We start from the raw sequence: 18202 nt of genomic DNA, 5'->3' as shown, positions 1-18202 counted from the left end.
ATATTTTCTTTCTACCACCGGCGTTCAAAGCGGCGGCGCAGCAGGACGGCGACTGTGTTCATCACTGCCAAAAACACCAATAGGGTTATGATCGCGCCGGACGCGCGTTCCACAAAACCGGGATCGGCACGCTGCGTCCAGTTGAAGACCTGCACGGGCAGCGCAGTTGCAGCTTCGCCAAACAGGCCCGCAGTCTCGCTGTAAGCCGCCGGATAATCGCGCACGAAGGCCACCATGCCAATCAGCAACAGCGGCGCGGTTTCGCCCAAGGCTTGGGCCAGCCCGATGATTGTTCCCGTCAAGATACCAGGTGCGGCAAGCGGTAAGACATGGTGAAACACCGACTGCATCTTTGTCGCGCCAAGCCCCAAGGCCGCGTCGCGGATCGACGGTGGCACCGCCTTAAGTGCGGCGCGGGTTGCGATGATGATCGTCGGCAAGGTCATCAGCGTAAGCACCAGCCCGCCAACCAAGGGCGACGACTGCCGCAGTCCCAAAAAGTTGATGAAGATCGCCAACCCCAAAATTCCGTATACGATGGACGGCACAGCTGCCAGATTGCTGATGTTCACTTCGATCAGATCTGACACACGGTTTTTCGGCGCAAATTCTTCAAGGTAGATCGCAGCGGCGACCCCGATGGGCAATGCCAGAACCAAGACAACAAGCATCATGTACAGCGACCCCAGAATTGCGACGCCAAGTCCTGCAGCTTCGGGACGCTGATCGCTCGCGTCAGGAGCGGTCAAAAACTGCCAATTGAAACGAGTTACGAGCACGCCCACATCCGCGAGGAGTTGGGCAACACGCAAAGCCTCAGGCGAGGTGTTGCCGTCGCGCTCAGCACTTTCCATCGTGACACGGCCTTTGAAAAAACCGTCAATCCGACCGTTGGCCAGCACGTCCAACGCAATGACACCACCAACAAGGTCCGGGTTTGCAAGGACTTGATTGCGCAGAGACGCCGCGGCCTCTTTGCTGATCATGTCGCCTACATCTTTGTTGGACAGTGTTGTTTCGATGTTCAGCTTGGCGATGCTGGCCACAAGTGCATCGCGCAGCAACGGCGCGTAACCGAATGTAGATACGCTCGCCATGGCTGCGGGGTCGCGGTCACCGCCTTTGTCCAAGGTTTCGGCGGGCAGGGGAATCTCGAGCATGAGGTAGGTCTGGCGGAACGCACTTGCCCCGTTTGCCAGCACAGAGGCCAGCAAGACCACCAGCGCAAGAGCAGCCACACCGATTGCGCACAAGCCGTAAGAATGGAACCGCTTTTCAGCGGCATTGCGACGTTTGACACGTTCATCTTGTACGAACAGAGACTTGGTTGGGGAAGTCATTCGTATTGTTCCCGGTATTTGCGAACGACCAACAAGGCGACCGCGTTCAAGGCTAAGGTAAAGGCGAACAGTGTCAGCCCAAGCGCGAAAGCAACCAGCGTTTCGGGGCTGGCAAAATCCGTGTCGCCTGTAAGCTGGCTCACGATTTTGACTGTGATCGTTGTCATCGCCTCAAACGGGTTCAGCGACATTTGTGCGGCGGCACCCGCTCCGAGGACGACGATCATCGTTTCGCCAATAGCGCGGCTTGCAGCCAGCAATACTGCACCCATGATACCGGGCAAGGCGGCCGGCAGAATGACCTTTCGGACGGTTTCCGACCGCGTAGCGCCAAGTGCATATGACCCATCGCGCATCGTTTGTGGCACGGCATTGATCGCATCATCTGATAGCGAGGAAACAAAGGGGATAAGCATGATGCCCATCACCACGCCTGCAGTCATGACCGAGGATGCACTGCCCCCCAACCCGAGCGGTTGCGCAAAATAGTCCCGAAGCAACGGTCCGACAGTGACAAGCGCAAAAAGCCCGTAAACAATTGTGGGAATCCCGGCAAGGATTTCGATCAGCGGTTTCGCAATGCCCCGCATCCAGGGTCCTGCATATTCGGACAAATAGATCGCCGCAAACAGGCCAACCGGTACGGCAAGCGCCAAGGCAATGAAGCTGACATAAAAGGTGCCCCAAAGCAGCGGTAGAAAACCAAGAGAGCTGTCGCCCCGAAAGTTAGGGGCCCAATCGGTGGAAAAGAAGAAATCTTGCCAAGCGTATTGCTGGAAGAAATGCATCGCCTCAAAAAGCATCGACAAGACGATGCCGACCGTGGTCAGAATCGCGACCACAGATGCTGCAATTAAGAGCGACTTAATCCAAACCTCAGAGGCTTGGCGGGCTCGAAAGTTGACAGTGGACCGCAGTATCGCAACAACGCATCCCAGAACCGCAACCGTCAGAACTGTCCAATAGACCACGTAGTCAGGTAGTGCCGCGGTATTCAGCCGAGGTCCGATTAACTTGACCAAAGATAGCCCGACAAAACAGATCGCCGCAGGGACAAGAACGCTGAGAACCGCGTTTATGCCGTGCGCACGAGGCAAAGCGGCCAGACTGCGCAAATCGCCCTTGGCAGCGCGATGCACCCGAACTTGCGATCCGAGCAGCCCAAAAAGGGCGAGAACGGCCAGCAACCCCGGCAAAGACGAAAACAATTCAACAACCCACATCAGTGCAGATTTCCCCCATTAGAAACGGGGCCGGCAGGATGCCGGCCCCGTAACCTAGTTACATGACATCCAGCAAAGTGCGGTTGGCGACTGCGTCCTGAGTCTTGGAAAGCTCCGGGTCTGAGACGAGGCCGTATTCAGCCAATGGACCATCAGGGCCAGCAATCTCATCACTGACGAAGAAGCTGACAAACTCTTGAAGGCCGGGAATGACATCCAGATGCGCTGCCTTGACATAGAAATAAAGCGGGCGTGACACAGGATATTCACCGGATGCGATGCTCGCTGTATTCGGCACGACGTCTGACATAGGCGCGACTTGCAAGCGGTCTGTGTTGTTTTCATAGAACGCCAGACCAAACACCCCGATGCCGTTCGCATCCGCTTCGATCCGCGCCAAGGTTTCCGTGTAGTCGCCGTCAATATCGACAGACAGACCGTCGGTGCGCACGGCCATGCAGCTCTGTTCGGCCGCATCTTCGTCGCCACCATTCAGGTTCAAGATCGCGTCCATTGCACCGCTGTCGATGCAACCCTGCAGAAGAACCTTCTCTTCGAACACTTCGCGTGTGCCGTGCTTGGTGCCAGGGATGAATGCCTGAATTTGCTGATCTGGAAAATCGCTGTTGACCGCGTTCCAGTTGGAATTGGAATTCGCAACCATGGCGCCATCAACGGGCAGCTCAGCAGCCAGGGCCATATACCAATCAGACGGCGTGAAGGCGAAACCGTTGCCTGCGATGTCGCTGGCAAAAACAATCCCGTCGTAGCCGATGCGTATTTCGACGATATCGGTCACACCGTTTTCAGCGCAGACTTCAAGCTCGGAGGATTTGATAGCGCGGCTGGCATTGGCGATGTCTACAGTGTTTTCACCGACCCCCTCGCAGAACCGTTTGAGGCCAGCGGAGGACCCGCCGGATTCCACCACAGGCGTTGAGAAATCGAAATTCTCACCAAACGCCTCGGCAACGATGGCCGCGTAAGGAAGCACGGTGGACGACCCTGCGACCTGAACATTGTCGCGGGCAGCGGCGGCAGTGACGGATGCGGCGACGATGGCCAGTGTGGATGCTGTAAGATTCAAGGGCGACATGAAAACTCCTGTCATATCCGGATCAAAGGCCACCCCCTTGATGGCCCTGCCGCGTTTGTCGACACGGCATGCTTCGGTTTTGCGACAGGTAAGTTACGGTTTTATGACAGATGGATATTTTGCTCTTGATGACCAAAATAGTTTGTTCAGCCCTAGGCCGGTGGCAGGATGACCGTGAATTGAGACCCTTGCTCCAATTGGCTGTCGATCTTTAATCGTCCCCGATGACGGTTCAGGATATGTTTAACGATCGACAGTCCCAATCCGGTGCCACCGAGTTCTCGACTACGATGGCTGTCGGCGCGATAAAACCGCTCTGTCAGGCGGGGCAGGTGGATGGGGTCAATTCCGGGCCCATGATCATATACCGTGATTGCGATCGCAGGACCGCGCAGGACCGGATCATGTACTGATTTCGAAGCCGCAATCTCTACAGATTGATCCGCACCACCATATTTAATCGCGTTCTCAACCAGATTGGTGAAAACCTGTATCAACTGATCACTGTCACCGATTACAAGCAACGGGGTTTCGCCCAGATCGCACTGCAACCTCACACGCCTATCCTTCGCTAGTGGAGAGATGTTGCTCAGCATTGTTTGCAGCGTGTCTCTTAAATCAATCGTCGTCTTGGGGCGAACGCGCTCATCAGCCTCGACGCCGCTCAACGATTGCAAATCCCCGACAAGACGGTTCATCCTTTCTGCTTCACCCGCCATAATGGTCAAAAATCGGTCCCGCGCTTTGGAATCGTCTCGAGCAGGTCCCCGCAGGGTTTCAATAAACCCCATCAAAGATGTCAGAGGTGTTCGCAATTCGTGACTGACATTCGCAACGAAATCGCTGCGCATCTGTTCTGCCTGAACGACATCCGTTACATTTTGGAAGCTGAGGATCAGGAATGGGGTGCCGTCAACCGCGTGAACATGCGCTTCATAGAAAGCATCGCTGCCGTTCTCGACGACTTGATAAGAAACTTTGCGCGGCACCCGGTCCAGCAAACTACGTTCGACCGCGTCTACCAGTTTAGGGTGACGCAAACTCGTCGTGAAATGCCGACCCAAGACCTTCTTGCCAAACAGCGCTTCTGCCGCTGCGTTCATGCAGGCGAGTGACCCGGTGACGCCAATGACCAGCGTGGGGAGCGGAAACGCCTCGATCAGAACTTCAATTGCCGGGGTGTCGGTCAGGTCGCTCTGAAGCATGGCTGTATCTCCAGGTTGCTGCGTCAATTCAAAGGTAGTCAGATTATGACTCAATCAACAGCGCAGCGACCCACTAATTTATTCGACCGCACTGCAAGTGATAATACTCTCCACTCGTGCACGCGACAACTGACTCTTCGGCTTTCCGCCCTTCGGTGTTGAATCTGATTGCTTGAAGACTCAAACCTCCGGCGCACTTCATAGAATGCAGCGACCAGACGCCCTAAACCACTCGCCAGGTTTTAAAATCGTTGCCTATGCTGAAAGTCGCCATCTTCCCCGACAGAAGTTGCGTTTCTGGCACACGGAGAGCCAGAGCATCTAAAAGCCAAGTGATCTTTTCTGGAACGCCATTGCCAACAATTTTCCGTCAGGAGGAACGGCAATGGCGGACCCGCCCAGACAAGGGCGCAAAGCAAATCCGCGGTCCAGTTTCAGCTCGGCAGTCTCGCCAGGAAGGACCCCATGCGCAGCGCGCCTCTTGATCCGGGCTGCTATGTCCGTGCCGCCTCAAAGGCAGACCACGCGGCTTCGAAAGCGTCAAAGTCGAACCCCTCCTGACGTGCTGGGTCCAGCACGAGTTTCTCGGTGTCCAACAGGCGCCGGATTGCGGCGTCCAGATCAGGCAGGACCTCAGGCGGAATAACCAGCGCACCGTGGCGGTCAGCATGGATCAGATCGCCATCGGCGACACGCAATCCGAAGACCGACACCGGCTGGCCAATATCCTTCACATGCACGAAGCCATGGCTGGGACCGATGGAGCCTGCAATCACCGGAAACCCCTCCGGCAGATCGCCAAGGTCACGCATCACCCCATTGGTCAGGGCACCCGACAGGCCGAACCCCTTGTGCACCGTCGTGTTGATCTCGCCCCAATAGGCCCCGATGCACTGGGGGAAATCCACGTCTTCAATCACCGCAAGCGCGGGGCGCGGACCTTCGGACATATGGCGGTAATACTCCATGCGCCGCGCCTTGATAACTTCGGGCGCCTCAGTCGGCGGGGTGACAGCGGCAATGCGTGCGGTGCGGGCATAGCCCACAATGGCCGGGGCATCCGGGTGCGAGGCCAGCATCGTGCCACGGGTAAACGCATCAAATCCGCGCTTGCCCTGCGCCACTTCGATGGCGTTGCACACTGTGGGTGTATCGACCTGCTTCAGCAGGGTCAGAAGCGAGTTATCCATTCAATCCTCCAGCCAGCGGGCCAGCGCCGCGTTGGTTTTTTCGGGTTGCTCCAGCGTGGGCAAATGCCCGGCCCCGTCGATGATCTCCAGACGCGCGCCGGGGATCAGGTCGGCCATCAGTTCATGGCGGGAAACGGGACACAGCGTGTCATCCCGCCCGCACAGAACCAGCGCGGGAAGCTGCGCCGCCCGCAAGGTTTCAGCCTGATCGGGCCGGTCCATCAAAGCCCGCGACTGTGTCAAAAACACATGCGGACCAAGGTCCAGCGCCATCTGCATGCACAGATCGAGGATTTCCTGCCGGCGCGGGCCGTCGCTTAGGTAATTTGGCTTCATCTCATCGCGCATGACATGCGCCAGTTGGCCCTCGCGCACCTTTTGCATTTGCGGAAAACGGCGGTCTTTGACGGCATCGGTTTCAGCCATCGGGTTGGTGTCCAGAAGGGCCATCCGGTCCACCCGGTCCGGGGCCTGACGCAACACCTCCATCGCGACGATGCCGCCCATCGAAAGACCGGCCAAGGCAAAGCGCGGCGGGGCGTCCGACAGCACCGCCTGCGCCAACCCTTTGACACTGTCATATTCAGTGATGGGGGCGCTGACCACCATCCGTCGCCCTGAAAAAGCGGCGAATTGCGGCGCAAACAGTCGCGCGTCGCACATCATTCCGGGAAGCAGCACAAGGGGCGTCATTTGATCAGCGCGGCCCCTTCAGCCAAGGCCGACAGCTTGGCATAAGCAATGTCAGGGTCCACCGCACCAAAGCCTGCGAATGTGCCAAAGCCGCAGTCAGACCCTGCGATCACGCGGTCAGCGCCGACGATATCGACAAACCGTTCAATGCGTTGGGCAACCAATTCGGGGTGCTCAACGAAGTTGGTTGTCGTATCGACAACGCCCGGCACCAGCACTTTGTCATCCGGGATGTCCGCTTTGCGATCACGGAACGTTGTCCATTCATGCCCGTGGCGCGGGTTCGAGGTTTCAAACAGCACATAGCGCGATTTCGTGGCCATCAACGTGTCGAACATCTTGGCCATCGGAATGTCGCAGCAATGCGGCCCCTCGTAATTGCCCCAGCAAATATGCACCCGCACCTTGTCGGCAGGCACATCGGACAGCGCGTGGTTCAACGCCTCGACATGCAGGATCGCGACCTTGATGAATTCGTCATCACTGAGGTCGGTGAACAGCATATGGCGCGACAGGGCAAGGTCGGGGCAATCCAGTTGCAAATCCAGCCCCGAGGCCACGATGGTCTCGTATTCCGCCTTCATCGCGTCGGCCAGCGCGGCCAGATACGCCTCGCGCGATGTGTAGTAGTCATTCTGAAGGAACAGCGAGATCACACCGGGGCTGGCGGCGTTCATGAAGCCGCGTTCCGCCCCGCGCTCTGCCATTGCGGCCTTCAGGTTCGCGATGTCTTTTTCAAGCTCACCCTGCCCTTTTGATCGCACCTCGCCCACACACATTGGTCGCGCATATTGCGGTGTGCCCCCATCATCCGCCAACCGCTTCAGAAAGCCCGGAAACATTTTCAGATCGGCCGGCGCATTGCGCGGGCTGTCGCCGTCAAACCCGGTATAGCGGTCCTTCACATAGGTGGCATAGGATATCTTGGACGTCTCACCGTCCGAGACGATGTCTATCCCCGCCTCCACCTGTTTGCGCACAGTGTCGGACACCGCCTGTGTCATGCAGGCGTCAAACTCTGCCGGATCGTATGGTTTCTCATTTTCGCGGGCGAAAATGAAATCCACCACCGCCTGACTGCGCGGCAAGGAGCCCACATGGGTTGTTTTGATACGTGTCATAATAGGCTCCTTGCAGTTGGTTATGTGCCGGACCAGGTCAGGCCAGCGGGATCATCGGTTCTTCGCACACGGTAAAGGCTTGCTTCGCCCGTCATGGAGGGCGCAAGCGCGTGGGATTCGCCCGGATTGATCAGGCAGGTATCGCCTGGGTTCAACACGGTTTCGCCGCCCTTAAACCGCAGCTTCCAATGGCCGCGCATCGGCATCAGAACGGTTGGCTTGTCATGGCTGTGCATCTCGTCCGGGGTCGAGCCGCGGGTCAGGAAATCAACCTCGAACCCCGGTTTGTCGCGCAGCAAACCATCCTCGCCGATGACTTTCGCGGGTTTCTTGCCCGCCAGCGCCATCAAGTCCCAATACCGGGCGACATAGTCGCGCACGACGTTTTCGACCGGCACTTCGGGAAAGGCTTTCAGCTGCTCTTCGGTCAACAGCGGCATGGGGTTCACACCATCGGGCAGGCTTTGGCCCTTTTTGCTGTCGTAAAGCGCGCCATTGTCCCCCAGCACAAGACCGTGGTCCTTGGCGTCCTCGATCACCTGTGGGGCCCATGTCACGCCGCCACCCGCGTCGTCGCCGCCCAACACGGCCATGATCATGCCGTAGTCGGTGCCGATGTTTTCAAACCCACGGAAAATGCCCGTGGGGATGTTGAAAATATCGCCTTCTTCGGCGACGAATTCGCCGGCCGTGCCATAGCGGCCCCAGAAGAACCTCCAACGTCCCTTGAGGACAAAAAACACCTCGGCGGTGGTGTGCGAATGCAGCGAGTTGCGGCATTTCGGCGGTTGCCCCGCCGCGCCGATGTTGAAGCCGATCTGGTCGGTGATGTGCACGTGCTGGTCGGGGCTTTCGCTGACGCCCCCGCCGATGATGGTGAAGTTTTCCTTCTGGTCCGATCCCGGCGTGTGGGCGTCGATGAAGGCCGTTTTGCAGGGTTGCAGCTCGCCATAGCGGACGATGCGGTCTTGGATGGTGCTCATTGGTCTGTCTCCTATTGGTTTGGGTCTGAGTGGTTCAAACCCAAACGCCGGGCGGGCGATTGTTCAGCCGCCGCGCCCGTCGCGACGCGCAGAAGGCATGGAACCTTCGCGTCGCCTGACTGGCATCCAGATATCGGGCGCTGGTGGACATCAGACCGCGCCCGTCTGAAGCAGAATTTGCTTCCAGATCGAGGTTTCGTCGAACAGAGTGAACTCCCTCCGCAGCCCCCACGGCCCGAACTCGGCATGGCTTGCGCCCAGCACATAGACCTCGGCCCCGGTGGGCACGCCAAAGACGCCCCAACCGTCATGCTTGCCCTGCAGCGTCCAGCGTAGTGCTGCACGCGGTGGCATCAAAGGATCATCGCGACCGATCTGGTGGTGAATGGTGAACTTGGCATTCGGAAAGGATGCGCGCAGCCCCATCCAGAACCGATCCACCGGCCCCCAACTGTGGCCCGTCGCCCCACCGGGATATTCAGACTGCACCGCGCGGTCATACTCGGATTCGATCGTCGTCATGTCGGCATTCATCATCCGGGTCAGGATGTCGGCGTATTTCTGGCCCCATTCATTGTCATTTCCGGTGCCCTTGTAAGGGCCGGGTTTGTCATTGGCCGGGGTGAACGGCTGCACGCAATTCTCGGGCCCGCCTTCACGGGCGATCAGGTCGCGGGCATAGTCCTTTGGCTCCCATCCCATCTGGCGCACAATGGCGCCCTGGTCGCGGATCAGCCATTCATCGTTGATCTGGTTGTTGATCGCGTGGCAGTCCGCGATGATGCGATAGGCCAGCTTGTTGCCCGTCGCCTTGCCATAAACCCCGTCGCCCAGATGGGTCGCGGTCGAAAACAGCCGGTGCGAGGACAACATCCCTTCCTCGGGCGTGCCTGACCAGATCACGTCTTCGCCCAACAACGTGCGGTCGGGAAACTCGGCCAGTGTGGCCATGGTGGCGCCGATCACATCGGTGTTGCCGACAACCACAGAAGCGGGCGAGCGCACTACGATATCGGGGGCATAGTAATCATGCAGCGTGGCAATGCCGCGGTCTTCCCAGATCTCTTTGGTGATGCCGATGATATAGTCAGGGAAATCCTTGAACTTGCTGTCAAAACCCTTCATTCGCTCCATCCTTCCGGTTTGCGGGCCGAGCCGCGCACGACTAGCGGGCCGTCAATTTCAATCTTCTGCGGGCCTTGCCCGGTGCCGTCGATTTCCGCCAGAAGCAGGTCGACGGTTTCGGCCACCATACGGTTGGCGGGTTGGCGCACGGTGGTCAGGTCATAAGCGGGCCAGCCGGCAATCGGCACATCGTCGTAGCCGACGACCGACACGTCGCCGGGCACCGACAGGCCAAGATCTGTCCGCAATACATCCATCACGGCAAATGCCATGTGATCATTGCAGACAAACACCGCGTCAGGCCGATCATCGCCGGAAAACATCTGCCGTGCGGCCTCGGCGGCGCGGTCAGAACGGAAATCCCCCACGGCGCGGCTGTGAAGCGAAACACCTGCCGCAGCCAGTCCGGCCCGGAACCCAGCCTCGCGGTCGCGCTGGGTCGACGCCCCTTCCCACCCCGCGATATAGCCGATCCGCTTGTGGCCACCCCCGATTAGGAACTCGGCAACCTTGCGCCCACCCGCGACGTTGTTCGATGCGACCGAGGACAGGTCGGGCCCGTCCTGCGAGCGGTTGAACATGACAATCGGCACACCGGCCTTGCGGCAGCGGTCGGTCAGCTCGGACGACATGCCGACCGAGGCTGTGATGATCCCATCCACTTGATAATCCAGAATTTCATCGACGACCCCTTCAATGTCAGCTGAGGTGCTGGAGGCCATGAAAATCAAGATGTGATAGCCCTGTTCCTGCAAGGCATTGGACAGTTTTTCCAAGGCTTCGGGATAGAAGTGATTTTCCAGATAGGCCACGACCAAGCCGATCATCCGGCTTTTCCCCGACACCATTGCCCGCGCCAGCGAATTGGGGCGATAGCCCAGTTCATCCGCCGCTTTCCTGACCTTTTCGACCGTGCGCTTGGACGCAGAGCCCCCCGGCGTGAACACCCGACTGACCGCCGATTGGCTGACGCCCGCGCGCTGTGCAACTTGGGCTGAGGTCACTTTGCTCATTCCGCAGTCCATCCCCCGTCGATCATCAGGGCGGTGCCGGTGACAAGGCTGGACGCGTCCGAGGCCAGGAATTGCACCGCGCCCATGATATCCTCGACCTCGCCCACGCGGCCCAGCTTGATCTTGTCTTCGATCCAGGCGCGCTTGTCGGGCTGCTCGAAGGTGGACCGCGTCAGGTCGGTCAGGATGAAGGTCGGACAGATCGTGTTGACGCGGATGCCCGCCTTGCCCCATTCGATCGCCATCGACTTGGTGAAGCCTTCGACCGCGTGTTTGGTGGCACAGTATACGGCACGATCCAGCCCGCCCACATGCGCCATTTGCGACGAAATGTTGATCAAACTGCCGGGCTTGCCCGCCGCCACCAGACCCTTGGCAACGGCCTGGGTCAGGAAATAGGCCCCCTTGACGTTCAGGTCGGACACCGCGTCGAAATCCGCTTCCGTCGTCTCGGTCGCTGGGCTGTGGCGCGCCAGACCGGCGGAGTTCACAAGCACATCAAACGGCCCGTGTTCCGCAATTGCCGCCTGTGTGCCAGCAATGTCGGCCACGTCCAGCGGCAGCGCACGGGCGGACATGCCCGCGGCTGTCATGTCACTGACCAAGGACTCCAACGCATCTGCGCGCCTTGCGGCCAAAGTCACTTCAGCCCCCGCCTCGCCCAAAGCTGCCGCACAGGCCAGACCGATGCCGGAACTGGCCCCGGCCACAAGCGCGCGACGACCATCAAGCCGAAACGACGGGGTTTTGGGCAATCCGCTCATCAACTCATCCCATCTGGTATATTCAGGCGCCCCATATGGCGCACCTTGTTGAACTCTCGCAGACGCGCGAACACGTCCACACCCAACTGATCATAGGCATCCAGCAGATCGACCAACACCCAGTTTTCCCGGATCTTGCCGTTTTCAATGCGCCAGAAATCAAGGCTGCGCATGGTGATCTTCTTGCCCGACGGCGCAATCCCCAACCAACCGCCATTGGTGACGGTCTGGATCATGTCGGGCCAGCCAGTGACGGCCGCATAATCGCCATCGCCAAAGAAGTGATAGTCGATTTCATCCACGTATTGCCCGCGATCCGGCATGCCTGACAGAAACGGGATCTGGTGCCAGTTGCGAAAGCCGCGGATGCCGCGCCCGGTGCCGATGCCCGATGGGCCGTACCAACTCATCTTCTCGTGCCAGAACTTGTCCATCTCCATCACTTCGGGGCCACCCTGACTGGGGTGGCGTTTCATATGCTCCAGCATGTCGATGATGTGCTGACGCGAGGCGGTGCCCTTGTCCATGTCATAGGGGCCGGGCACGATCCCGTCACAGGTTGACGGACCCGGCACATGCCATTCGCGCCCAAGGGACGGGGCCAGCGGCCAGGCATTGGCCTGCAACATGACCTCGGGAATGTCCCACAGACCCTGAAACTCGACGATCTTGCCATCCTCGATGCGGAAGAACTCGTGAAACCGCATATGGACCTGATGGCCGGTCGGGGGGATGTCCAGCCACGGCGCTTCGAACGTGCCGGTGTAATAACCACCACAGCCGACCCATTCCGCGCCGTCTTCGTCCGGTCCGGCCATGACGATATAGTCGCGCCGCTCCAGATCCGGCCAAGCGTCCAGCAGATCGCGATAGGCTGTGTTGTAAAACGCGTCGGCCCCGATGCTGTCGCCAATGGGGAAACACAGGTGAAACACCGCATCCGGTGCCGTCACCTTTGCGAGCGCCCTGCGCACCGACGCCTCGTCAAAATCATACATCGCCGCTCGCACAGGGGCGATCAACGCTTTGTTCTTGTTCTGAACGTCCATCACTATCTACTCAGCCGCCTCGCGGTATGGCGCGCCTTCGCCATAGGGAACGTTCACACCGCCATAGCGGCGCACGCGGATGTTGCATTGCTCGGCGTGGCCGACAAAACCTTCCAGCATGCACAGGCGCGATCCGTATTCACCGATCCGGGCGGCGGCCTCGTCCGTGGTGATCTTCTGGTAGCTATGCGTTTTCAAATACTTACCAACCCAAAGTCCGCCGGTATAACGCCCTGCCTTCTTGGTCGGCAGCGTGTGGTTGGTGCCGATCACCTTGTCGCCATTGGCCACGTTGGTGCGCGGCCCAAGGAACAACGCGCCATAGCAGGTCATGTTCTCAAGGAACCAGTCATCGCGGTCGGTCATCACCTGCACATGCTCGGAGGCAATGTCATCAGCCACGGCCAGCATCTCGTCATAGCTGTCGCACAAGATGACCTCGCCGTAATCCTCCCAGCTCACGCGGGCGGTGCCGGCGGTGGGCAGGATTTGCAGAATGCGGTCGATTTCGACCAGTGTATCCTCGGCCAACTTGCGCGAGTTTGTCACCAGAACGGCAGGCGAATTATAACCGTGTTCGGCTTGCCCCAGCAGGTCGGTGGCGCACAGTTCGGCATCGGCGGCGGTGTCATCGGCGATCACCATGGTCTCGGTCGGACCTGCGAACAGGTCGATGCCCACGCGCCCAAAAAGCTGTCGCTTGGCCTCGGCCACGAAGGCATTGCCGGGGCCGACCAGCAGATGCACGGGGTCGATGGTTTCCGTGCCGAGCGCCATCGCGCCCACGGCCTGAATGCCACCCAGCACGTAAATCTCGTGTGCGCCGCCCAGATGCATCGCGGCGATGACGGCCGGGTTGGGTTCGCCGTTGAAGGGCGGGGTGCAGGCGATGATGCGCGGCACGCCCGCAACCTTCGCGGTGGCGACGGACATATGCGCGCTGGCGACCATCGGGAACTTCCCGCCGGGCACGTAGCAGCCAACTGATTGCACCGGGATGTTCTTGTGACCAAGGATGACGCCCGGCAGGGTTTCAACCTCAATGTCCAGCATACTGTCGCGCTGCGCCTGGGCGAAGTTGACCACCTGTTCCTGCGCAAACTTGATGTCTTCCAGATCGCGCGGGCTGACCTTGGCGATCAGCGCGTCGATCTCGTCTTGCGTCAGGCGATAGCTGTCGCGGTCATAGCCGTCGAACTTCACAGCCAGCTCGCGCACGGCAGCGTCACCGCGGGTCTCGATGTCTTTCAGGGTCGCGGTCACGACGGCGGCGGTCTTGGCATCATCCTCGGCGCGATCGGAATCTGGTTTGCCGCGTTTCAGGTATTCGATTGTCATGTCACATCCTCGCTTGTTCGGGCCGGGGGGGACTGACGCTCGCCCCGGTCAAATGCTTCCCAGCCTTCGCCGCCAAACAGGTCCACACCCAGTTGCGCGGCCACATGGGCGAAATCGACATTCACCCAATTGTCGGTGATCTTGCCGTCGACGACTTTCCAGAAATCCATATAGCGGATCTCGACACGTTTTCCCGTGGGCGCAATGCCAAGGAATTCGCCGGAATGGGTGGCTTCCTGTCGGCCAAAGGCAGCAGCCCATTCCCCCATGTAAAGACGCGCCTCGTCGATGCAGGTCTTGTCCGAAAACGCCGCTTGAAACGGGCGCTGCCAGTTGTCCTGAAACTCCTTCAGACCGGTTTTCGTGCCGCAGCCCTGATTGCCCATCCAGCGAAACCCATCGGCGAAGAACTCACCAATATCACTGATGCGATGGTCGTTCAGGCCGTCAACCATGGCCTCGATCACCCGGCGGGTATCGTCGGTTTTCGACATATCTGTGTCGCGGGTCAGAACCGCTTGATCTGGGCGGGAACCTTTCATCCTTTGACGGCTCCTGCGGTCAGACCGCTGACAATCTGGCGTTGGAACACCATGACAAGGAAGAACAGAGGCGCCGTGATCGACACCGCAGCGGCCACCGCGACAACCTGATCGGTGGTGGTGGTTTCGCGGCTGAACATCCCGGCGATGGCTGGCACCATGGTCTGGTTCTGTGCATCCAGCAAAAGCGATGTGACAAGAAAGTCGTTATACCCCAATAGGAAGGAAAACAGCCCGGTCGTAATCACCCCCGGCCACATCACCGGCATGATGACACGGCGGAAGGCCTGGAAATGGTTGCAGCCATCCACCCGCGCGGCTTCGTCCAGCTCGGCGGGGATACTTTGGAAGAAGGACCGCAGCATCCAGATCGTGAAGGGTTGGTTGATGGCAACCAGAACCGCGATGACCGCGAAGGGTTTGCCATAAAGCGTGGGGGCGTTTTCCCCAAGGATCGGGGCCAGCCATTCGGACGACGAGATGAATACCGGCAGATAGCCCGCCACCAGCACCGAATGCGGCAACGCCCGGAACACCAACGCGATGATCAGGATGGCAAAGGCAAGCCCGGATCCTGAGCGCGCAAGCCCATAACCCGCAAGCGTGCCCACGGTCAGCGATATGGTCACGACGCCGGTGGTCACGATCATCGAGTTCTTGAAGTTGTTGGAAAACCCGCGATCAACCCAAACCGTTTTGTAATGCTCGGTGGTCAGGCCGATGATGTCCCGCCCCAGCGGCCCGAACCATGGGTTCAGCACATCCAAAATGGCAGGCAGGATCGCGAAGAACGTGACCAGAAACCCGATGGCCACGACCAGCACACCGATCACCCATCCGGCCCATTTCTGTCCACCCGGCGCATAAGACGCGATCATTCCCGGAAGGGTCTTGGTCATGATCCGTGCCGTGATCCAGATCACCGCTATCCCCAGCAGAATATCGAGGATCGAAATGCCGTGGCCTGTGTCCCGCGTATGCGGGCCAAACACGACATTCAGCGCATTGGACGAAAAGGCATCGACCGGAGATTTGAAGCTCATCACCGTGATCCAGAAGATCGGGAAGGCGGCGACGATGCACCAAAGCGCCAGAAACGAGGCCGAGGTGAGTTTCAGCCCCAAAGGCTGACGCAGGGCACGAGACGACATCTTAGTGATCTCCTTTATGGTCTTGCCAGGTGCGGCGCAGAAGCGGAACCAGAAGAGCGGCAATCCCGATCATGGTCAGCATCGCCGAGGCCGAGGCGCGGCTGATCGACCGGTTGCCCGCCTGATCCGGCACAAGGAAGTCATAGGTCAGCCATTGCAAGCTGATGACATAGCCTTGGCTTGAGAAACCGACGATTTCTTCGAAGACGCGATAGGCGTCCATCAGGTGGATCATCGAAATGAAGATGATCAGCGGGGTCAGATGCGGGATGACCACATATTTCATCCGTTGCCAGCGGCTTGCCCCGTCGATGACGGCGCTTTCCAACGCGTCGCTGTTGACGGTCTGCAGCCCGGCATAGAACACGATCGCCGCAAACGGGGCCACGTGCCACACGCGATACAGCATGATCAGAACCTCGATGGTCCAGGCCTGCGCAAACATCGACACGTCGCGCTGTAGATACCATTCGATAAGGGCGGTCAGAATACCGTCGCCACGAAACAGCCAATTGATGCTGAGCGCGCCGATCACCGGTGTGATAATGAACGGCAAAAGTGAGATGAAGATCACCGGCCCCTTGATGGCGAGCGAGGCATTGTTGATCATCAATGCGATGCCAAGCCCAAAGCCCAGCACCAGTGGCAAGGTGATCAAAGTGAAGGTCAGGGTGAACCGTAGCGCCTTCCAGAAATCAATCGACTGAAGGGCCATCAGACCGTCGGTTTTGACGGCGTTCCATGCCCGTTCCAGCTCCAGCACATTGCGATAGCTTTGCAAGCCAACGAAGGTCGTGATCTCGACGATCTTGCCGTCCTCATCCAGTTGCGGCACCGATTTCTGTTCGGTCACGCAGATCTGGTCGGGAAACCCCGGCGAGCATGTCTCGACCTCGACCGTGTCATAGATCGGCTGGGTGACATAGAAGCTCTGCTTCAACACGCTTGCCAGCGGAAACGCGATGAACAACAGCATCATGAAGACAGACGGCCCGACAAAAGCTGCGAAGGTCTTGAAGTTCATGGCTCTGCCTTTCTGATGATCCGGGGATGGCGGTGGTGGGTGGGGGAAGGGCCTGGCCCCTCCCCGCTTGGCGGTGGGTTACTGCACCAAACCCGATTCCTTGGCGGCGGTGATATAAGCCGCTTCGATGTCAGCCAGCGTCGTAGCCGCATCTTTGGCACCGTTCAGGTAATCGGAAATCCCGTTGCCTAGAACGGTGTGCATGATGCCCATCGGACCCGATCCGGGATATGGTGCCGTGCCTTTCTGCGCGGTCTCATAGGCCCCTTTGGCCAGCGGCCCGGCATTGAACCCGTCGATCAGCCAGACGGCAGCGTCATTGTTGGCTTTGACCATCTCGGTATCCATGCCTTCCATGGCGACTTGGAAGGCCGCTTCGGCCTCTTCATCGGTCATGTTGGTGGCAAAGACGACGCCATCCCACCACAGCGACGATGCCGGACGCTCGGACCCCATCGGGGCGGCGGCCATCACGACCTTGCCCACAACCTGGCTTTCGGCTTCGTCATTCATCGCGGCGGCGCGGCTGGCCCACAGGTTCGCCATGGCGATCTTGCCCTGTTGGAATTGCTGCTGAACATAAGTCGAATCCGAGACCAGATATTCCGGGTCCATAAATTCGGTCAGCGCCTTCATCACTTCCAGCGCGGCCACACCTTTTTCATTGTTGATATTGGGCATGTTGCCCTCGGCAAAGAACGCGCCGCCTTCACCCAGATAGTTGTTGATGAATTCTTCACCCAGGTTCCAGCCGGTCTTGAAGGTGGCACCGATGGGATATTCCACAACACCCGCCTCTTTGATCTTCGCGGCCGCGTCCAGCATCTCGGCATAGGTCGTGGGCACCGCGATGCCGAGGTCATTCAGGATGTCCTCGCGATACATCAGGTGCTGAAGGTTCACCATCATCGCAATCGCATAGGTCTTGCCATCCACCTTGATCAGCTGGTTGGGCTTCAGATGCTGGCCGTATTTCGCAACCAGGTCATCCAGCGGACGGATGGTGCCCGCATTCAACAGCGGCACCATGGTTGAGTTTGCAACGCCACCAATTTGATACAGCGCGGGTTTTGCCGCGAAAGCTTCCGGCTGCTTCTCGCGGAAGTCCTGATCCAGCGAGGCCTGGAAATTTCCGCATTCCGCCATCGCATCCGTCACCGCCTTCCAGGCTTCGAACCCGGCGGACAGCGATTTCAAAGGTGTTGTGTTTTCATAGGCACATTCGGCCCATGCTCCGGTTGCCATCACCGACAAAGCGCCGGCCAATGCAAGTTTCTTGAACATCAGAAATGTCTCCCTGTTTTATCAGGTCCGCCGTCGACACACGGACCATAGTTGTGCCGCA

17 protein-coding genes are annotated in these 18202 nt (G+C 58.9%); all 17 read right to left on the bottom strand.

Annotated features, from left to right (window positions below; all coding sequences use genetic code 11):
* Positions 1 to 11: 11 nt before the first annotated feature.
* Positions 12 to 1340: a phosphate ABC transporter permease PstA gene (pstA, locus tag Q0864_RS00800; protein ID WP_298565186.1), complete on the bottom strand. Its 1329-nt coding sequence runs from the start codon at positions 1338 to 1340 to the stop codon at positions 12 to 14.
* Entirely contained in the window at positions 1337 to 2563 is a 1227-nt protein-coding gene (gene pstC, locus Q0864_RS00795; RefSeq protein WP_298565183.1) for a phosphate ABC transporter permease subunit PstC, read from the bottom strand. Before pstC ends, pstA begins: the two co-directional genes overlap by 4 nt.
* A 58-nt stretch (positions 2564 to 2621) precedes the next feature.
* Positions 2622 to 3659, bottom strand: coding sequence for a substrate-binding domain-containing protein (locus Q0864_RS00790; protein ID WP_298565180.1), 1038 nt, complete (start codon positions 3657 to 3659; stop codon positions 2622 to 2624).
* A gap of 152 nt (positions 3660 to 3811) precedes the next feature.
* Positions 3812 to 4864, bottom strand: coding sequence for an ATP-binding protein (locus tag Q0864_RS00785; protein ID WP_298566164.1), 1053 nt, complete (start codon positions 4862 to 4864; stop codon positions 3812 to 3814).
* 494 nt (positions 4865 to 5358) lie between these two features.
* Complete coding sequence (locus tag Q0864_RS00780) at positions 5359 to 6054, bottom strand: RraA family protein (protein ID WP_298565178.1); 696 nt, start codon at positions 6052 to 6054, stop codon at positions 5359 to 5361.
* Entirely contained in the window at positions 6055 to 6747 is a 693-nt protein-coding gene (locus tag Q0864_RS00775; protein ID WP_298565174.1) for an alpha/beta fold hydrolase, read from the bottom strand. It abuts the gene before it with no gap.
* The gene (locus Q0864_RS00770; protein ID WP_298565172.1) at positions 6744 to 7868 is read right to left on the bottom strand and encodes a cobalamin-independent methionine synthase II family protein; all 1125 of its coding nucleotides are present in this window, start codon (positions 7866 to 7868) and stop codon (positions 6744 to 6746) included. The genes Q0864_RS00775 and Q0864_RS00770 overlap by 4 nt, the downstream gene beginning before the upstream one ends.
* A 20-nt stretch (positions 7869 to 7888) precedes the next feature.
* Positions 7889 to 8851 (bottom strand): cupin domain-containing protein, encoded by a 963-nt coding sequence (locus Q0864_RS00765; protein ID WP_298565169.1) that lies wholly within the window; start codon positions 8849 to 8851, stop codon positions 7889 to 7891.
* A 150-nt stretch (positions 8852 to 9001) separates the two neighbouring features.
* On the bottom strand, positions 9002 to 9976 hold the full coding sequence (locus tag Q0864_RS00760) for an ester cyclase (protein WP_298565166.1): 975 nt from the start codon (positions 9974 to 9976) through the stop codon (positions 9002 to 9004).
* Positions 9973 to 10989 carry a LacI family DNA-binding transcriptional regulator gene (locus Q0864_RS00755; RefSeq protein ID WP_298565163.1) on the bottom strand — a complete coding sequence of 339 codons (1017 nt, stop codon included), beginning with the start codon at positions 10987 to 10989 and terminating at the stop codon, positions 9973 to 9975. Before Q0864_RS00755 ends, Q0864_RS00760 begins: the two co-directional genes overlap by 4 nt.
* Positions 10986 to 11753, bottom strand: a complete 768-nt coding sequence (locus Q0864_RS00750) for an SDR family oxidoreductase (RefSeq protein WP_298565161.1) — start codon at positions 11751 to 11753, stop codon at positions 10986 to 10988. Before Q0864_RS00750 ends, Q0864_RS00755 begins: the two co-directional genes overlap by 4 nt.
* Complete coding sequence (locus Q0864_RS00745; RefSeq protein ID WP_298565159.1) at positions 11753 to 12802, bottom strand: ester cyclase; 1050 nt, start codon at positions 12800 to 12802, stop codon at positions 11753 to 11755. Before Q0864_RS00745 ends, Q0864_RS00750 begins: the two co-directional genes overlap by 1 nt.
* Positions 12803 to 12808: 6 nt before the next feature.
* Complete coding sequence (gene hisD / locus Q0864_RS00740) at positions 12809 to 14140, bottom strand: histidinol dehydrogenase (RefSeq protein WP_298565157.1); 1332 nt, start codon at positions 14138 to 14140, stop codon at positions 12809 to 12811.
* Complete coding sequence (locus Q0864_RS00735) at positions 14137 to 14682, bottom strand: ester cyclase (RefSeq protein WP_298565154.1); 546 nt, start codon at positions 14680 to 14682, stop codon at positions 14137 to 14139. Before Q0864_RS00735 ends, hisD begins: the two co-directional genes overlap by 4 nt.
* Positions 14679 to 15833 carry a carbohydrate ABC transporter permease gene (locus Q0864_RS00730; RefSeq protein WP_298565152.1) on the bottom strand — a complete coding sequence of 385 codons (1155 nt, stop codon included), beginning with the start codon at positions 15831 to 15833 and terminating at the stop codon, positions 14679 to 14681. The genes Q0864_RS00735 and Q0864_RS00730 overlap by 4 nt, the downstream gene beginning before the upstream one ends.
* 1 nt (position 15834) lies before the next feature.
* Positions 15835 to 16857 (bottom strand): sugar ABC transporter permease, encoded by a 1023-nt coding sequence (locus Q0864_RS00725; RefSeq protein ID WP_298565149.1) that lies wholly within the window; start codon positions 16855 to 16857, stop codon positions 15835 to 15837.
* Between the two features lie 78 nt (positions 16858 to 16935).
* On the bottom strand, positions 16936 to 18141 hold the full coding sequence (locus tag Q0864_RS00720; RefSeq protein WP_298565146.1) for an extracellular solute-binding protein: 1206 nt from the start codon (positions 18139 to 18141) through the stop codon (positions 16936 to 16938).
* Between the last annotated feature and the right edge of the window lie 61 nt (positions 18142 to 18202).

Origin of the sequence: uncultured Aliiroseovarius sp. (assembly GCF_947497285.1) — a bacterium.
Lineage (GTDB): Bacteria > Pseudomonadota > Alphaproteobacteria > Rhodobacterales > Rhodobacteraceae > Aliiroseovarius.
The sequence above is the reverse complement of the archived record's forward strand: the minus strand, read 5'-3'. Positions and strand labels throughout refer to the sequence as shown.

What these genes read in the sequence shown, in the direction of transcription:
- pstA (WP_298565186.1), bottom strand. Translation starts at nt 1,340, where the DNA reads ATGACTTCCCCAACCAAGTCTCTGTTCGTACAAGATGAACGTGTCAAA.
- pstC (WP_298565183.1), bottom strand. Translation starts at nt 2,563, where the DNA reads ATGTGGGTTGTTGAATTGTTTTCGTCTTTGCCGGGGTTGCTGGCCGTT.
- Q0864_RS00790 (WP_298565180.1), bottom strand. Translation starts at nt 3,659, where the DNA reads ATGTCGCCCTTGAATCTTACAGCATCCACACTGGCCATCGTCGCCGCA.
- Q0864_RS00785 (WP_298566164.1), bottom strand. Translation starts at nt 4,864, where the DNA reads ATGCTTCAGAGCGACCTGACCGACACCCCGGCAATTGAAGTTCTGATC.
- Q0864_RS00780 (WP_298565178.1), bottom strand. Translation starts at nt 6,054, where the DNA reads ATGGATAACTCGCTTCTGACCCTGCTGAAGCAGGTCGATACACCCACA.
- Q0864_RS00775 (WP_298565174.1), bottom strand. Translation starts at nt 6,747, where the DNA reads ATGACGCCCCTTGTGCTGCTTCCCGGAATGATGTGCGACGCGCGACTG.
- Q0864_RS00770 (WP_298565172.1), bottom strand. Translation starts at nt 7,868, where the DNA reads ATGACACGTATCAAAACAACCCATGTGGGCTCCTTGCCGCGCAGTCAG.
- Q0864_RS00765 (WP_298565169.1), bottom strand. Translation starts at nt 8,851, where the DNA reads ATGAGCACCATCCAAGACCGCATCGTCCGCTATGGCGAGCTGCAACCC.
- Q0864_RS00760 (WP_298565166.1), bottom strand. Translation starts at nt 9,976, where the DNA reads ATGAAGGGTTTTGACAGCAAGTTCAAGGATTTCCCTGACTATATCATC.
- Q0864_RS00755 (WP_298565163.1), bottom strand. Translation starts at nt 10,989, where the DNA reads ATGAGCAAAGTGACCTCAGCCCAAGTTGCACAGCGCGCGGGCGTCAGC.
- Q0864_RS00750 (WP_298565161.1), bottom strand. Translation starts at nt 11,753, where the DNA reads ATGAGCGGATTGCCCAAAACCCCGTCGTTTCGGCTTGATGGTCGTCGC.
- Q0864_RS00745 (WP_298565159.1), bottom strand. Translation starts at nt 12,802, where the DNA reads ATGGACGTTCAGAACAAGAACAAAGCGTTGATCGCCCCTGTGCGAGCG.
- hisD (WP_298565157.1), bottom strand. Translation starts at nt 14,140, where the DNA reads ATGACAATCGAATACCTGAAACGCGGCAAACCAGATTCCGATCGCGCC.
- Q0864_RS00735 (WP_298565154.1), bottom strand. Translation starts at nt 14,682, where the DNA reads ATGAAAGGTTCCCGCCCAGATCAAGCGGTTCTGACCCGCGACACAGAT.
- Q0864_RS00730 (WP_298565152.1), bottom strand. Translation starts at nt 15,833, where the DNA reads ATGTCGTCTCGTGCCCTGCGTCAGCCTTTGGGGCTGAAACTCACCTCG.
- Q0864_RS00725 (WP_298565149.1), bottom strand. Translation starts at nt 16,857, where the DNA reads ATGAACTTCAAGACCTTCGCAGCTTTTGTCGGGCCGTCTGTCTTCATG.
- Q0864_RS00720 (WP_298565146.1), bottom strand. Translation starts at nt 18,141, where the DNA reads ATGTTCAAGAAACTTGCATTGGCCGGCGCTTTGTCGGTGATGGCAACC.